Here is a 2500-nt window from a genome sequence, read left to right as displayed (position 1 = left end):
CCAACGCCTTGCACTGTTCCTTGAATCTTTAGTTGCAAGCGATAGTATTGAGAATTGAGATCAGAAGAAGGAGGTGACATAGATCAAACTCAGAACAATTTTATTATAGCTATAATGATGTTTTTTAGGAGATTGGTTTAGCAAAACATCCCAAATTGTTAAAAATTTATCCGGGTTTGTAGAGAGACCCCCCTCCTCATCGGTAAAAAATCATGGTATGAAAGGTAAAACAGGATTATCAGCGAGCAAACCCGAAAGGTTAAAATCATTAGAACAAATGCTAGAACCCAACTCTAAAGAACGCTTTGACTCGAAAAACACCTTACCTGGTTTAAAATCATCGGATTTAGGAACAGAATCAGACTCTTTAACCCCTAAACCGAGGAAAGCCATTGTTAATATTATGTTAGCAGTTTTGGCGGTTTTGAGTACAGGAATAGCCATTTGGGTTTGGGTCGAAAATAGTCGCCTGAGTCAACGTTTGAAAACAGAAACGTCTAATTTAACCCCATCATCAACCCAAAAACAACCCCTAAATCCGCAAGAAACCTTATTAACAACAAATAAATGTCCTGAATGTAATTTAAGTCAAGCTAATTTAAAAAAAGCTTCTTTGAGAGAAGCGTATTTATGGAAAGCCAATTTAGAAAATGCTGATTTGAATGGTGCTAATTTAGAGTTAGCTGATTTACGGGGTGCAACCTTAGCTGGAACAGATTTACGAGATAGTCAATTGGCAAGTGCTAACTTAGGATATGCTAATTTAATGGGGGCAAAATTGAATAATGCTGATTTTCAACAAGCGAATTTATGGCAAGCTAATTTAAAAAATGCGAACCTCAATAATGCCACCTTCAGACAAGCTGATTTACGCAAAGCTAATTTAGAAGGTGCTATTTTAGAATCTGCTAATTTCTTAATGGCTGATTTAACCTCAGCCAATTTAAAACAAGCTCAATTAAAAAATGCGAATCTCAATGGTGCTATTTTAGAAGATGCTAATTTAGCCCAAGCTAACTTGCAAAATGCGGTTTTAACCGAGGCGAATTTAACCCAAGCGAATTTAGGGAATGGGATTTTCAATCAAGCGAATTTAAAAGATGCGAATTTATCTCAAGCGGTGTTATGGTTAGCTCAATTAGAAAAGGTTAATTTAGAAAATGCTAATTTAGAAAAAGCTAAGTTAGGTTATGCTAAACTGAATCAAGGGAACTTGAATAATGCTCAATTCATTGATGCCGTATTAGAAGGAGCGAGTTTAGAAGATGCGGAGTTACAAAAAGCGAATTTAAAAGGAGCAAAATTAGAACGAGCTAACTTATTAGGCGCGTATTTAGAACGAGCTAATTTACAAGAAGCGAATTTAGCAGGAGCAGATTTACGAGGCGCAAATTTAAGTAAAGCTAACTTAAAAAATGCCTATTTAAAAGGAGCAAATTTACGGGGAGCGAACTTAAAAGGAGCAGATTTAGAAGGAGCAAATTTACGAGATGCTCAGTTAAAAGGAGCAACTATGCCGAATGGAAGAATTTATGTTAATGAAGAAGAAAAGTAAAAAACGATTAGTTTAATTGGGAGGAAGTCGCTTTTAAACCAATTAAAGCAATGACTAACAAACTTAGGAAAAATAACTGCCCCAAACTAATGGGATCTTTAAAAATAATGATTCCTAAAATTACTGTTCCTAATGCTCCAATTCCTGTCCAAACCGCATAAGCAGTTCCCAGAGGAATGGTTTGCATAGCTTTACTCAGGAACCCAACACTTAACACCCCAAAACCAATAAAAGTAATAATTGCATAGGGTTTTGTGAGTCCTTCTGAGAGTTTCAGAAAACTAGAAAACCCTAATTCAAATAATCCGGCTAAAATTAAATAAATCCAACCCATTTTTTTAAGCTCAACAAGCTAGGCTAAGGGTGGGAAGACCCACCCCTACCACCCATAAAGTTTTATTTTACAGTTAATAAGGCGCTGATTTCCTGAATCTCTTCTTCTAAAAATTGATACCATTGATTCATCCCTTGACCTGTTTTTGCAGACACTTCAAAAATTTGAGCTTGGGGAACGATTTTTTTAATATTAGTTAAGGCTAATTCTCGGTCAAAACCGACGGCTTCCGCAAGATCCATTTTATTAATAATTACAACATTTGCGGTTTTAAATAAAGTTGGATATTTTAACGGTTTGTCTTCTCCTTCGGTGACAGACAGTAACGCAATTCGTTTGTTTTCTCCTAAATCGTAGGCGGCGGGACAAACTAAATTACCGACATTTTCAATAATTAATAATTTTACCTGATCTAAGTTAATTTTAGGCAGGGCTTTTGCAACCATATCCGCTTCTAAATGACAAACGCTTCCGGTGGTAATTTGAACGACTTGCGCCCCTGAACGTCTTAACCGTTGAGCATCATTATCCGTCGCTAAATCTCCCACAATAACCGCCCCCGGAAGCCGAGAATTAATATCGGTTAAGGTACGTTCAATAAAGGCGGTTTT

3 protein-coding genes are annotated in these 2500 nt (G+C 36.5%); 1 reads left to right on the top strand and 2 read right to left on the bottom strand.

Going from position 1 to position 2500, the window contains the following annotated elements:
• Window positions 1-277: 277 nt before the first annotated feature.
• Window positions 278-1555 carry a pentapeptide repeat-containing protein gene (locus ACKPEB_RS05160; RefSeq protein ID WP_408963766.1) on the top strand — a complete coding sequence of 426 codons (1278 nt, stop codon included), beginning with the start codon at window positions 278-280 and terminating at the stop codon, window positions 1553-1555.
• A 7-nt stretch (window positions 1556-1562) separates the two neighbouring features.
• Here the strand turns inward: ACKPEB_RS05160 and ACKPEB_RS05155 are convergent, their stop codons facing one another.
• Together ACKPEB_RS05155 and hypB are read right to left on the bottom strand one after the other, a co-directional pair.
• Complete coding sequence (locus ACKPEB_RS05155) at window positions 1563-1889, bottom strand: DMT family transporter (protein ID WP_408963765.1); 327 nt, start codon at window positions 1887-1889, stop codon at window positions 1563-1565.
• Between the two features lie 62 nt (window positions 1890-1951).
• Window positions 1952-2500: hydrogenase nickel incorporation protein HypB (gene hypB, locus ACKPEB_RS05150; RefSeq protein WP_408963764.1), on the bottom strand; the 549-nt coding region annotated here is incomplete at its 5' end.

This window comes from Planktothrix sp. (assembly GCF_046067725.1).
Classification (GTDB): Bacteria; Cyanobacteriota; Cyanobacteriia; order Cyanobacteriales; family Microcoleaceae; genus Planktothrix.
Note: the sequence above shows the minus strand (reverse complement) of the source record. Positions and strands in the feature narration are given on the sequence as shown.